The following is a 12,394-nucleotide window of genomic DNA, read 5'->3' as shown; positions in this document are numbered from 1 at the left end:
TCAGCGGCCCCTCGGCCGCCCGTTGCCGCAGCGGCCCTCCGGCACCCGCTACCGCGGCCGCCCGCTACCGCAGCGGCCCCTCCGGCGGCCGCTGGCGCGGCATGGTGGGCCGGGTGCCCGGTGACGGCAGCACCCGCACCTGGGCGCCCCCCCCGGTCTCGCTGCGCCCGCTCCAGGTCCCCGGGGCCTGGGTGGGCAGCTGGGTCATGGACGCGCGGAACTCCAGCATCCACTCCGAGGTCTCGGTCCGGACCATGTCCGAGACGTCCTCGCAGAACCGGCGCAGCACGCCGAGGCAGCGCTCGGCGGCCTCGCCCGCAGTGCCCTCGGTCGGGCCGAGCACCTCGCGCACGCACTCCGACGCCCAGTCGAACTGGAAGGCCTCCAGGCGGCGTTGCAGCGCCTGCGCGGTGCTGACGTCGCGCATCCAGCCGGAGGTGAGGCCGAACACCCGGTCGGTGCCGTAGCAGGCGGCGGCGAGCGCCAGGCCGACGTAGCCCCAGCTGGTGCCGTGCGACACCGCCCCGGTCAGGTCGACCAGCGGGGCGGTCACCCCGCCCACCGCGAAGCCGGCCGTGCCGAACCGCAGCAGGCGCGCCCAGCGGCGCTTCCAGACCCGGTCCTTGCGGTACCAGTCGATCGCCTCGACCGCCCGCTCCTCGGACCAGCGGTACAGCTCCTCCAGGCGCTCGGCGGGCTCACCCCAGTCCCCGAGCGGGAACTGGCGGGCGCTCAGATCGGCCCGTCGGCGGGTGGACGCCTGGTGGGCGACGGTCGCGGCGGGTGGGTCCTCCTCGCCGATCTCCTTGCCCCAGGCACTCTCCTCGGGCTGCATTTCCGGCTGGCTCACCTGTGGGGCTCCCTGTGGCGGGCGGACTGCTGGGTCTGGCGGTCCATCGACTGACGCGGCGTCTGCCGGTGGTTGTCCAACAGCACTTCTTACCGCCAAATGGCTGACCATGGGGACGCTTCCCCGGTGATCGTTACCGGATTCGGCCACCGGAACCCGAGGTGGGAGGGATGCGGGGGTCGGCGAGATTTCACCCGTCCGAGCGAGGGCCCGGTGACCCGCCGTCCTGACTCGGCCACCCGGCGCGCACCGACCGGGGGCGGGTTTGGAGGTTCCTCCGACTTCGTCGGCGTACGGAGCTCTTCTCCTGGAGGATCGGACGGGACCGGAGAGCGGCCGGAACTGGCCACCGACTACCCTTGCCAACCGTGAAGGTCCTCGTCATCGGCGGCGGCGCCCGCGAACACGCCCTGTGCCGCTCTCTGTCCCAAGATCCCGCCGTGTCCGAGCTGCACTGTGCCCCGGGCAACGCCGGGATCGCGCAGGTGGCGACGGTCCACCCGGTCGACCAGCTGAACGGTGCGCAGGTCGCCGACCTGGCCGTGCGGCTCGGCGCCGCCCTGGTCGTCGTCGGTCCGGAGGCCCCGCTGGTCGCGGGCGTCTCCGACGCCGTGCGCGCGGTCGGCATCCCGGTCTTCGGCCCGTCCGCGGCAGCTGCCCAGCTGGAAGGCTCGAAGGCCTTCGCCAAGGACGTGATGGCCGCGGCGGCCGTGCCCACCGCCCTGTCCTACGTCTGCACCACCGCCGCCGAGGCGGCCGAGGCGCTGGACGCCTTCGGCCCGCCGTACGTGGTCAAGGACGACGGCCTGGCCGCCGGCAAGGGCGTGGTGGTCACCTCCGACCGCGCGGCCGCGCTGGCGCACGCCGCCTCCTGCGAGCGCGTGGTCATCGAGGAGTTCCTGGACGGCCCCGAGGTCTCGCTGTTCGCGATCACCGACGGCACCACCGTCGTCCCGCTCCAGCCCGCGCAGGACTTCAAGCGCGCGCTGGACGGCGACGAGGGCCCCAACACCGGCGGCATGGGCGCCTACTCGCCGCTGCCGTGGGCGCCCGCCGGGCTGGTCGAGGAGGTCCAGGCGAGCGTCCTGCAGCCGACGGTCGACGAGCTGCGCCGCCGCGGCACCGAGTTCTCCGGCCTGCTGTACGCGGGCCTGGCGCTCACCTCGCGCGGTACCCGGGTGATCGAGTTCAACGCCCGCTTCGGCGACCCGGAGACCCAGGTCGTGCTGGCCCGGCTGCGCACCCCGCTGGCCGCCGTCCTGCTGGCCGCCGCCACCGGCACCCTGGACCAGCTGGAGCCGCTGCGCTGGGACGAGGGCGCGGCCGTCACCGTGGTCGTCGCCTCCGAGGGCTACCCGGCCGCGCCGCGCACCGGCGACCCGATCGAGGGCCTGGCCGAGGCCGAGGCCGACGGGACCGCGTTCGTCCTGCACGCCGGCACCAGGGCCGGTGCGGACGGCCAGGTGCTGAGCGCCGGCGGCCGCGTCCTGTCGGTCACCGCGACCGGCACCGACCTCGTCGAGGCGCGCGACCGCGCGTACGCCGCCGTGGACCGGATCACCCTCAAGGGTGGCCAGCACCGCACCGACATCGCCCTGAAGGCGGCCACCGCCTAGGGCCTGTCCCAGGGGGCCGTTCGCATACTCCCGGCACCCGCCCGCAGGGCGCTGCGCATCGTGGGATTTCCCCCCATGGACGCAGCGCCCTGCGGGTTTCCGGGGCGGGAGTGGCTCCGGGGGCCGGCGCACCGTTCGGCGGGCGGAATCCAGCCCATCGGGTGACAGCACCAGCATCCAGCTGACGTAACCGGGCGCCCGGCCTTATGGTGCGCTGGATCGCAGTGCGACGTGGCCGTGCGCCGGGGTCGCCGCCGGGTAGCGGCGCTCCCGCGGGGGGATGCTGGACGGCGTCCGGCCGGGCGGGTGCCCGGGTGCTTCGCACCGGACCGGTCGCGGCCGTCCGGAATCCGGGCGGTGTCACCGGGACGAGTGGAAACCGGAGCGATCCGGAACACCCACCCGGGCCCGGGCGTCGAAAATGGCAGAAGCGCCACACAGCATGCACTACCGGGGATCGGACGCCTCCGCTTCCCGGTCGGAACTGATCGTTTCGAGTCGGCTCAGGGCCCGTCGCCGGGCGCCCGAGGGCTCCGAAGGGGGTGCCGCACCGTATGGCCGCAGTCGACACCGCGCGCGCTCACGCTCAGGCGGTCCTGCGGGTCCGAGGTCTCGCCCTGGCCGCCGCCGCCATGCCCGCCGCCGTCGCGGTGGTCCTGCTCGCGGGCCGGTTCACCGGGCGGATCGGTGAGCCCGGCTCCGCCGACACCGCCGGGTGGGACGCCGCCCGCTGGGTGGTCTGCGCGGTGGCCGCGCTGACCCTCCTGGTCGCCGGGCTGACCGCCCGCGGCTACCGCGCGGCCGTCCCGCCCCAGACCCCGGCCATCCCGCTGAAACGCGCGGAGGCCCCCGAGCTGTACCGGCTGATCGACGAACTCGCCGACCGGCTGGACGTGCCCGCGCCCTCCGCCGTCGCGCTCACCCCGGACTGCGACAGCTGGCTGGAGGACGTCCCGCCCGTGCGGCCGGCCCGCCTGTTCCGGCCGCACCCCGAGCCGCCCGGCCCGGTCCTGGTGATCGGCTCGCCGTTCCTGTGGTGGATGCGGGCCGGCGAACTGCGCGCCCTGCTCGCCCCCGTGGTGGCCGGCGCCGCCGCCTCCGCCGACCCGGAGATCGCCGCCGCCCGTCGCTTCCTGCGCGGCCTGGACGCCAGCCTGGACTGCGGCGAGGTCGCCGCCCCCGGCCTCGGCGGCGGCACCCTGGCGAGCCCGCCCCGGCCGCCCCGTCGCGGCCTGGCCGCGCTCGCCGAGCGGATCACCGGCGGGATCACCCGCCGGCTGCTCGGCGCCTGCCGCGGCCATGCCGCCGAACTGGAGCGGTCCGTCGCGAGCTGGGCCTCCGAGCAGGCCAGAGCGGTGGACTACGGCCTGCGGATCGCCGCCCAGGAGCAGGTCGGTCTGGCCTACGCGGGCTGGGACCGGCTGCTCACCCGGGTCGCGCTGCCCGCCTGGCGGCTCGGCCGCCACCCCGCCCACCTCAACGCCGGCGTGGTCGCCGCCCTCACCGAGCTGTCCCGGCGCGACCGGCTGGCCGACGGCTACGGCAACCGGCTCGGGGACCGCCCCGCCTGCGACCTGCTGGAGGAGCCCGGCACCGTCGACCGGGCGGTCTCCCGGCTCGCCGCCGAGCTGTTCTTCGGCCGTCCGGCCGCCGGAGCCTGGCACGAGCTGGAGTGGGGCGACTATCCGGCCGACGTGGTGGACGCCGGCTGGCGGGCCCGCGCCGCCGTCCTGCAGGCCGCCCTGGACCGGCTCGCCCCGCAGGCCCGCCCCGGCGCCCCGACGCTCACCCGGCTGCTGGGCCGGCTCGCCGAGGGCGACGGCGAGCGGCTGGCCGCGGCGCTCACCGCCCAGCTGGCCCGCACCACCGCCCCGGCCCCGCTGCTCGAACCCGCCCGTAGCGGTCGCGACCTGCTGGTCGACCACGTCACCGCGATGGTCTGCTGCGCCGCCGTCGACACCGCGGGGGGCGCACCCGGCCTGGACTGGCTGGACGGCCCGGTGCTGCTGCTCGGCGGGATCCGCCGCACCGATCTGGCCGGGCCGGTCGCCCAGGCCGTCGAGCAGGGCCAGGACGGCCCGCTACGGGCCTGGCTGGACGCCGCCGACGTCCGCCTGGAGAAACCCGTCCGGTTGTGAGCCGGCAGGCGGCGCTCGGCGCTCCGGCGCGCGCCCCCGAACGGTTCCGCGGGCGGCCGTCTCCGCAGGCCGGAGGCCTGGTCCGGGGCGGCCGTGAGATTCCCGGCACGAATTGCGACCGCAGGGTGACGGAGCGCCTGCACTCTGTGGTGTATTAGTCCGCACGCACATCCGGGGGGCACGTGCCAACCGGGCGGAAGTGCACCTGGGAGGGGCGCGTGGAGACCGAACCCAACCGCCGCTGGGAGTCCGGAACGCACGCTTACAGCGTCTCCGACCCCTTCGGTCAGGGTCCGCTGCCCTGGCTGCGCAGCCCGGACCAGTACCTGGCCGGCGCGGAGGGTGCCATCCCCTGGTACGTCTCGGTGGACGCGCCCGGCCAGCGGCCGCTGGCGGCCGGCGCCCGGCCCAAGCCGCCGGTCGGCACCCCGCAGAGCGCCAACGACGTGGACCAGCAGATCAAGGGCTTCGCCTCGGCCGGGGTGATCCGCCCCGGCGGCTCGGTGGACTTCCGGGTCACCGTCAACCCGCCCCGCGAGTTCACCGTGGACGTCTTCCGGATCGGCCACTACGGCGGCGACGGCGCCAGCCACATGACGTCCAGCCCGCTGATCGCCGGGCTGGCCCAGCCGGCCCCGCTGGTGGTCGAGCGGACGGTCTCCTGCCACCACTGGTGGCACTCCTGGCGGCTGCAGATCCCGGTGCACTGGAAGCCCGGCGCGTACGTCGCCGTGCTGACCACCGCGGACACGCTGCACCGCAGCCACATCCCGTTCACGGTCAGGGACTTCGAGGACCGGGAGCACGCCGCCGAACTGCTCCTGGTGGTCCCGGACGTGACCTGGCAGGCCTACAACCTGTTCCCCGAGGACGGCCGCAGCGGCGCCAGCCTCTACCACGCCTGGGACGGCCGGGGCGGCCTGGTCGGCGAGCCGGAGGCGGCCGTCACGGTCTCCTTCGACCGCCCGCACGCCACCGCCGGGCTGCCGCTGCACGTCGGCCACGCGTACGACTTCATCCGCTGGGCCGAGCGCTACGGCTACGACCTCTCCTACGCCACCGCCACCGACCTGCACGCGGGCCTGGTCGACCCGGGGCGGCACCGGGCGCTGATCTTCCCCGGCCACGACGAGTACTGGTCCGAGCCGATGCGCCGGGCCGTCGAGCAGGCCAGGGACGACGGCACCTCGCTGGTGTTCCTGTCCGCCAACACCATGTACTGGCGGGTCGAGCTGACCGCCGCCGCCTCCGGCGAACCCAACCGGCTGCTCAACTGCCGCAAACGGCAGAAGGTCGGGCCCGGCAGCCCGGCCGCCGGGGTGCCCGGTTCGGCCAGCGCGCTGTGGCGGGACGCCGGCGAGCCCGAGCAGCACGTGCTCGGCGTCCAGTACTCGGGCCGGGTCGCCGCGCCCGTCCCGCTGGTCGCCCGGCACACCGCGCACTGGCTGTGGGACGGCACCGGCCTGCAGGAGGGCGACGAACTGCCCGGCCTGGTCGCCGGCGAGGCCGACCGGTACTACCCCAAGGTGGCGCTGCCCGAGCACACCGAGCGGGTGCTGCTCGCGCACTCGCCGTACCAGGACCTCGCCGGCCGCACCCGCTACCAGGAGACCTCGCTGTACCGGGCGCCCAGCGGCGCGTACGTGTTCGCGGCCGGCACCTTCGCCTGGTCGCCCGCGCTCGGCCGCCCCGGCCTCACCGACGAGCGCATCCAGCGCGCCACCGCCAACCTGCTGGACCACCTCGCCAAGAACTAGCACCAGGCCCGGGGGCTCAGGGGGCATGAAAGACTGCCGGGGCAGTGACCTCCCCTTTCGCGGGCTCGCGCCCGCGAACGACCCCTGAGGACTGAGACACGTTGAGCGGATTTGTCACCAAGCCTGAGCCGGTCCAGGTGCCCGGCCTGGTCCACCTGCACACCGGCAAGGTGCGCGATCTCTACCGCACCGAGTCGGGCGAACTGGTCATGGTCGCCAGCGACCGGATGTCCGCCCACGACTGGGTGCTGCCGAACGAGATCCCCGACAAGGGCCGCATCCTCACCCAGCTGTCCCTGTGGTGGTTCGAGCGGATCGCCGACATCATCCCCAACCACGTGATCTCCACCGAGGTCCCGGCCGGCGCCCCCGCCGACTGGAAGGGCCGCACGCTGATCTGCCGCAGCCTGGACATGATCCCGGTCGAGGCGGTCGCCCGCGGCTACCTGGCCGGCTCCGGCCTGGCCGAGTACGAGGAGAGCCGTACGGTCTGCGGCATCGCCCTGCCGGAGGGCCTGGAGAACAGCTCCGAGCTGCCCCTGCCGATCTACACCCCGGCGCTCAAGGCCGAGGTCGGCGAGCACGACGAGAACGTCCCGTACGAGGAGACCGCGCGCCGGATCGGCGCCGAGCTGGCCGCCCAGCTGCGCCGCACCACGCTGGACGTCTACGCCCGGGCCCGGGACATCGCCCGCGACCGCGGCATCATCCTGGCCGACACCAAGTTCGAGTTCGGCCTGCTGGACGGCGAGTTGGTGATCGGCGACGAGGTGCTCACCCCGGACTCCTCCCGCTACTGGCCGGCCGACGAGTGGCAGCCGGGCCGCTCGCAGCCGTCCTTCGACAAGCAGCTGATCCGCGACTGGCTGGTCTCCCCGGCCTCCGGCTGGGACCGCCACAGCGAGCAGCCGCCGCCGGAGCTGCCGGCCGAGGTGGTCGAGCAGACCCGGGCCAAGTACACCGAGGTGTACGAGCGGCTGACCGGCACCTCCTGGGCCTGACGCCCGACCGCCCGCGGGCCGGGCCTGGACCCGCTAGATCCAGCCGTGCTCGCGGGCGATCCGCACCGCCGCGTGCCGGTTCTCCGCGCCCAGCTTGGTGGCCGCCGAGGACAGGTAGTTGCGGACGGTGCCGGGGGACAGCGCCGCCCGCTCGGCGATCTCGGCGATCGAGGTGCCGTCGGCGGCCAGCTCCAGGACGTCCGTCTCGCGCGGGGTGAGCGGGGTCTCGCCGGCGCTGATCGCGTCCGCCGCCAGCTCCGGGTCCACGTACCGGCCGCCGGCCCGGACGGTCCGGATGATGCCGGCCAGGTCGGCCGCCGAGACGGTCTTCGGCAGGAAGCCACGCACCCCCACCTCCAGCGCCCGCTTCAGGTAGCCGGGGCGGCCGTGGCCGGTGACGATCATGCAGCGGCAGTCCGGCAGCAGCCGGCGCAGCTCGGTGGCCACCTCGATGCCGTCCTTGCCGGGCATCTGCAGGTCCAGCACCGCGACGTCCGGGCGGTGGGCCTGCGCCATCGCCAGCGCCTCCGGGCCGGAGCCGGCCTGGGCGACCACGGTGATGTCCTCCTCCAGGGAGAGCAGCGCGGCCATCGCGCCCCGGATCAGGTGCTCGTCGTCGGCGAGCAGGATGCGCACGGGCGCGGTGTCGGTCATCGGCGGGTCTTCCTCCGTGGAGTCGGGTCAGAGCGGGACGGAGGCGAGCATCCGGAAGGTGCCCGGAGCGGCCTGCGGGACGGTCAGGTCGCCGCCGTGGGCGGCCAGCCGCTCGCGCAGCCCGCGCAGCCCGGTGCCGCCGCCCTGCGAGGGGAGCGGGGCGGCGGGCACCCCGTCATTCTCCAGCTCCAGTACCGCCCGGCCGTCCTCCTGGTGCAGCCGGATCAGGCAGCGGCGGGCCTCGCTGTGCCGGAGCACGTTGGTGGTGGCCTCGCGGATCACCCAGCCGAGCACCGACTGGACCGGGGGCGGCAGGTGGTCGGCGTCCTCGCCGAGGTCGATCTCGCAGGCCACGTCGGCGGAGCGGAGCACCGCGCTGGCGCCGATCGCCTCGGCGTGCAGGTCGGCGGTGCGGTAGCCGCGGACGACGTCCCGGACCTCGCGCTGCGACTCCTGGGCGATCTTCTGCACCTCGGCCATCTGGTCGGCGGCCTCCGGGCGCCCGCGGCGGGCGAGTTGGACGGCGAGTTCGCTCTTGAGCGCGATGGTGGTGAGGTTGCGGCCCATCACGTCGTGCAGGTCGCGGGAGAAGCGCAGCCGCTCCTCGGCGACGGCGAGCCGGGACTGCGCCTCGCGGGCGGCGTCCAGTTCCCAGACGATGGCGGTGATCCAGGCGAAGCTGCGGCAGCTGCCGACGAGCAGGGCCATCCCGAGGGCCGCTCCGATCAGCAGCCCGGCCGTGGTGGCGGCGCCGACCCCGGCGAGCAGCAGTGCGGGGGCGAGCAGCAGCAGCAGGCCGAGTCCGCCGAGGCAGGCCCAGCGCAGCGGCAGTCCCACGCTCATCGGGCCGACGCTCGCGCCCAGCAGGCAGGTGGCGATCACCGCGGTGAACGGCGCTCCGTGGGGGTTCGACGGTCCGGCGGAGGACGGGCCGAGCAGCAGGACGGCCCAGGAACCGACCACCGTGAGCGTGCCGTTGACGATCAGCCAGCGCAGGTACTCGCTGGGGCGCCGCAGGTAGTGGTCGAGCGAGGTGCGGTACGCCCGGAGGGTGACCAGGGTGGAGGCGAGCGAGACGACCAGGGCGACCTGCACGGCCGTGCCGGACTGCGGGACCTGCACGGTGGACGCGCTGGCCAGCAGGTTCACCGGCAGCATGATCCAGGCCATCAGGTAGAGCGACCAGCGGAAGTACAGCTCGGCGCGCTGCGCCTTGCCGAAGCCCTTCCACCGGCGGACCGGCCCCCGGACGTCCATCGAATTGCTCCCCGTTCGATCACTACCCTGTCGCTGCCTTCATATCAGAGGCGGAACGGGAGCAGAACCTTCGGATCTCGAAGCCGTGTCCGCCGGGGCGTCAGCGGCGCGACTCCCAGCGGAAGTAGCGCACCGCGCCCCAGACCGCCAGGCCGAGCCAGACGGCGCCGGTGACCAGGTGCGGGGCGGCGGTGGACCAGGTACCGGCGAAGCCGGTGGCGGCCGCCGAGCCGTCGGTGCCGGTCCAGCCGATGCGGATCAGCTGGAAGGCCGGGGTGGTGGGCAGCAGCCGGCAGAAGTCGGCCAGCTGCGGGGGCATGACCTCCAGCGGGATGAGCAGGCCGGAGCCGAACTGGGAGATCAGCAGCACCGGGAGGGTGGTGATGCCGGCGGTCTCGACGGTCTTGGTGAAGGCACTGGAGACGGCGGCCAGCGCCATCATGGTGCCGATGCTCAGGGCCAGCCCGGCGGCCAGCAGCAGCGGGTTCACCGGCGTGCTGAGCTTGAGGGCGGCGGCGCCGCCGACGGAGACCACGGCGCACATCAGCAGCGCGAGGGTCACCGAGGGCACCGCCGTGCCGGCCAGGATCTCCACGTCCCGGGCCTCGCCGGTGCGCAGCCGCTTGAGCACCAGTTCGTTGCGGCGGGCGACGTACGCGGCGGTCAGGTTGTAGTAGACGACGAACGCCAGGATGCCGCCGATGGTGCCGGTGATCAGCAGCGTGTCGACGTCCAGTCCGGGGTGGGACTCGGCCTGCTGCTTGAGCATGTTGCGCCGGCCGGCGATCAGCAGCAACGGCAGCAGCAGGGCGGTGAACAGGGCGGTGCGGTTGCGCAGCAGCAGGGTGGCCTCGGCGCGGCCGAGGGAGAGCAGGCGCCGGGCGGCGGTGCTCTGCGGGCCGACGGCGGTGGTGGCGGTCTGTCCGGAGGTGGCGGCGGTGGTCATCGGGCGGATCCGATCAGGCGGCGGCGGGCGGTGCGGGCGGTGGTGGCGGGCGACCGGGGCGGGGCCTGGTGGGCGGCCTCGGAGGCGATGGCGAGGAAGGCCTCCTCCAGCGAGGCGCTGCGGGCGTCCAGGGCGCCGAGCGCGATCCCGTGTTGCTGGGCCCAGCCGAGCAGGTCGAAGAGGGTGCGCTGGAGGCCGGTGGTCTGCACGGTGACCTTGCGGCCGTCGACGGTGATCTCGGCCCCGGCGAGGACCGGCAGCGCCGTCCCGGTGTACTCGGGCAGTTCGAAGCTGACCCGGGAGGGCCGGCCGGCGATCACCTCGGCGACGGTGCCGGTGGTGACGACCTGGCCGCCGTGCATGATGGCCAGCCGGTCGGCGAGTTCCTCCGCCTCCTCCAGGTAGTGCGTGGTGAGCAGCACGGTGGTGCCCTGGGCGCGCAGTTCGCGGACGAGCCGCCAGACGGCGGCGCGCGCCTCCGGGTCGAGGCCGGTGCTGGGCTCGTCCAGGAAGAGCACCTCGGGACGGCCGAGCAGGGCCATCGCGAGGTCGAGCCGGCGCCGCTCGCCGCCGGACAGCTGCTTGACCCGGACGCCGCGGCGGTGCCCGAGGCCGACCAGCTCCAGGGCCTCTTCCACCGGGCGGGCGCCGCTGGTCATCCCGGCCCAGCTGCGGCCGGTCTCGGCGACGGTGAGGTCGCCGGGGAAGCCGCCCTCCTGGAGCATGATGCCGATCCGCGGGCGGACGGCGGCGCGCTCCCGGTGGGGGTCGTGGCCGAGCACCCGGACGGTGCCGCCGGTGGGGGCGGCCAGGCCCTCGATGACTTCCATGGTGGAGGTCTTGCCGGCCCCGTTGGTGCCGAGCAGGGCGAACAGCTCGCCGCGGCCGACGGCCAGGTCGACGCCGCGGACGGCGTGGTAGCCGGTGGTGCCGGTGCCGTAGTGGCGGTGCAGGTCGGTGACCTCGATCACGCTGTCGCCGGAGCGGAAGGGCTGGCTCGTTTCCATGCCTCCAGCCTTCCGCCGCCCCGGCCGCGCGGGCAGTGCGCGCCGTCATGACCTGGGGGTGGGGATCCACGGGTCGGCGGTGACAAATGTCATGGGCCGGGCCGCCGTGGCCGGAGCGGGAATGCGGTTCGGCCGGATTGTCCTTGGGCGGGACTTCGGCGCCACTTCGGCGGGAATGCCGAAGGGCCCCCTCGATCGAGGGGGCCCTTCCTTGTGGAGCGGACGACGAGATTCGAACTCGCGACCCTCACCTTGGCAAGGTGATGCTCTACCAACTGAGCCACGTCCGCAGGTCAAACTATGGAGTTGTGCTGTGCTCGCGCACTGCGAGCGGACGACGAGATTCGAACTCGCGACCCTCACCTTGGCAAGGTGATGCTCTACCAACTGAGCCACGTCCGCACGGTGCCTGGTGGGGCACCCGCCGCCTCTCCGGATCACTCCTTTGCGGCGACGAGGAATACTCTACAGCATCGTTCGGGGTGGTCGCCCCACCCTTTCGGTCCAGGCGGGCGGGGCGACCGGGGCGGTACCCGGGGCGGTCAGTTCGCCGCGGCGAACTCCTCGTACACGTGCTTGGGGATGCGGCCGCGGGCCGGCAGCTCCATGCCGCGCGACTGGGCCCAGGCGCGGACTGCGGCCGGGTCCGGGGTGAGCGCGGTGCGGCGGAAGGACTTTCCGGTACGGCTTTGGCGGCGGCCGGCCGCGACGAACGGAGCGAGGGCCTCCCGCAGCTTTTCCGCGTTGTCCACGGACAGGTCGATCTCGTACGACTTCCCGTCGACGCCGAAGTGGACGGTTTCCGCCGCGGCGCCGCCGTCCAGGTCGTCGGAGAGCGTGACAACTACACGCTGAGCCATGGGTGTCAATCCTCTCGGGCAATTCGGCCGCTGGTCCGCGGGGTGCGTCCGGGGGCCTGATGTGCACCACTCGCGTAAGTGCATACGGGCAGGCCTGGTGGCCTGCCGGATACGCAGCACTTGCCGCGACAGGTGGCCCTATTCTGCACCCGAAGGGGGTCGAAATCGAAGAGTCCGGCATTCTTTTCCGGATATTCACGTGTCTTCGCCGGGATGCCGGATACCGGAGTGCCGACGGGTCGATCTGTCCCGGAGTGCCGTATTCGGGTGTTCTTCGGGTGTTCTCGTTCCGGGGGCCGAATCCACTG

10 protein-coding genes and 2 tRNA genes are annotated in these 12,394 nt (G+C 74.2%); 4 read left to right on the top strand and 8 right to left on the bottom strand.

From position 1 onward, the window contains the following. Nucleotides 1-64: 64 nt before the first annotated feature. The gene (locus ACIOJE_RS11805) at nt 65-850 is read right to left on the bottom strand and encodes an SLATT domain-containing protein (RefSeq protein WP_400775391.1); all 786 of its coding nucleotides are present in this window, start codon (nt 848-850) and stop codon (nt 65-67) included. Between the two features lie 368 nt (nt 851-1,218). Here ACIOJE_RS11805 and purD point away from each other — a divergent pair, with 368 nt between their 5' ends. The 4 genes from purD to ACIOJE_RS11785 all read left to right on the top strand — a co-directional run bounded on the left by purD (nt 1,219) and on the right by ACIOJE_RS11785 (nt 7,362). Further along, complete coding sequence (gene purD / locus ACIOJE_RS11800) at nt 1,219-2,466, top strand: phosphoribosylamine--glycine ligase (RefSeq protein WP_280673799.1); 1,248 nt, start codon at nt 1,219-1,221, stop codon at nt 2,464-2,466. A 554-nt stretch (nt 2,467-3,020) separates the two neighbouring features. Next, the gene (locus ACIOJE_RS11795) at nt 3,021-4,604 is read left to right on the top strand and encodes a hypothetical protein (protein WP_400775389.1); all 1,584 of its coding nucleotides are present in this window, start codon (nt 3,021-3,023) and stop codon (nt 4,602-4,604) included. 218 nt (nt 4,605-4,822) lie between these two features. After that, nucleotides 4,823-6,361, top strand: a complete 1,539-nt coding sequence (locus ACIOJE_RS11790) for a N,N-dimethylformamidase beta subunit family domain-containing protein (RefSeq protein ID WP_400775386.1) — start codon at nt 4,823-4,825, stop codon at nt 6,359-6,361. A gap of 101 nt (nt 6,362-6,462) precedes the next feature. Beyond that, nucleotides 6,463-7,362 carry a phosphoribosylaminoimidazolesuccinocarboxamide synthase gene (locus ACIOJE_RS11785; protein ID WP_400775383.1) on the top strand — a complete coding sequence of 300 codons (900 nt, stop codon included), beginning with the start codon at nt 6,463-6,465 and terminating at the stop codon, nt 7,360-7,362. 33 nt (nt 7,363-7,395) lie between these two features. Here the strand turns inward: ACIOJE_RS11785 and ACIOJE_RS11780 are convergent, their stop codons facing one another. The 7 genes from ACIOJE_RS11780 to ACIOJE_RS11750 form a co-directional block, all read right to left on the bottom strand. Further along, nucleotides 7,396-8,016 carry a response regulator transcription factor gene (locus ACIOJE_RS11780; RefSeq protein ID WP_280673791.1) on the bottom strand — a complete coding sequence of 207 codons (621 nt, stop codon included), beginning with the start codon at nt 8,014-8,016 and terminating at the stop codon, nt 7,396-7,398. 27 nt (nt 8,017-8,043) lie between these two features. After that, entirely contained in the window at nt 8,044-9,273 is a 1,230-nt protein-coding gene (locus ACIOJE_RS11775; RefSeq protein ID WP_400775381.1) for a sensor histidine kinase, read from the bottom strand. 100 nt (nt 9,274-9,373) lie between these two features. After that, on the bottom strand, nt 9,374-10,219 hold the full coding sequence (locus ACIOJE_RS11770; protein ID WP_280673788.1) for an ABC transporter permease: 846 nt from the start codon (nt 10,217-10,219) through the stop codon (nt 9,374-9,376). Continuing rightward, nucleotides 10,216-11,226, bottom strand: coding sequence for an ABC transporter ATP-binding protein (locus ACIOJE_RS11765; RefSeq protein WP_400775378.1), 1,011 nt, complete (start codon nt 11,224-11,226; stop codon nt 10,216-10,218). The genes ACIOJE_RS11770 and ACIOJE_RS11765 overlap by 4 nt, the downstream gene beginning before the upstream one ends. 214 nt (nt 11,227-11,440) lie before the next feature. After that, nucleotides 11,441-11,516: transfer RNA gene (locus ACIOJE_RS11760), tRNA-Gly, on the bottom strand. Between the two features lie 39 nt (nt 11,517-11,555). Further along, nucleotides 11,556-11,628, bottom strand: a tRNA-Gly gene (locus ACIOJE_RS11755). A gap of 140 nt (nt 11,629-11,768) precedes the next feature. Continuing rightward, the gene (locus ACIOJE_RS11750; protein WP_280673786.1) at nt 11,769-12,086 is read right to left on the bottom strand and encodes an Lsr2 family protein; all 318 of its coding nucleotides are present in this window, start codon (nt 12,084-12,086) and stop codon (nt 11,769-11,771) included. Between the last annotated feature and the right edge of the window lie 308 nt (nt 12,087-12,394).

This window comes from Kitasatospora sp. NPDC087861, assembly GCF_044742585.1.
Lineage (GTDB): Bacteria > Actinomycetota > Actinomycetes > Streptomycetales > Streptomycetaceae > Kitasatospora.
The sequence above is the reverse complement of the archived record's forward strand: the minus strand, read 5'-3'. Positions and strand labels throughout refer to the sequence as shown.